Raw genomic sequence first — 543 nt, forward strand, 5'->3', positions numbered from 1 at the left:
ACAACGCTCCCCTACCCCAGATGCAAAGCATCTAGCCATAGCTTCGGTGGTGTGTTTAGCCCCGTTACATTTTCGGCGCAGAGTCACTCGACCAGTGAGCTATTACGCACTCTTTCAATGGTGGCTGCTTCTAAGCCAACATCCTGGTTGTCTGTGCAACTCCACATCCTTTCCCACTTAACACACACTTGGGGACCTTAGCTGATGGTCTGGGCTGTTTCCCTTTTGACAATGGATCTTAGCACTCACTGTCTGACTCCCGGCAAGAAGTACATGGCATTCGGAGTTTGACTGAGCTTGGTAACCCTTGCGGGCCCCGCACCCAATCAGTGCTCTACCTCCACGACTCCATTCACCGAGGCTAGCCCTAAAGCTATTTCGGGGAGAACCAGCTATCTCCGAGTTCGATTGGAATTTCTCCGCTACCCCCACCTCATCCCCGCATTTTTCAACATGCGTGGGTTCGGGCCTCCAGTGCGTGTTACCGCACCTTCACCCTGGACAGGGGTAGATCACACGGTTTCGGGTCTACGTCCACATACT

1 rRNA gene is annotated in these 543 nt (G+C 53.4%); it reads right to left on the reverse strand.

The window, feature by feature from the left end:
- Positions 1-543: ribosomal RNA gene (locus ACFSX3_RS26245) — 23S ribosomal RNA — on the reverse strand; the annotation flags it as partial.

This window comes from Paenibacillus rhizoplanae (genome assembly GCF_042684125.1).
GTDB classification, from domain to species: domain Bacteria; phylum Bacillota; class Bacilli; order Paenibacillales; family Paenibacillaceae; genus Paenibacillus_AQ; species Paenibacillus_AQ rhizoplanae.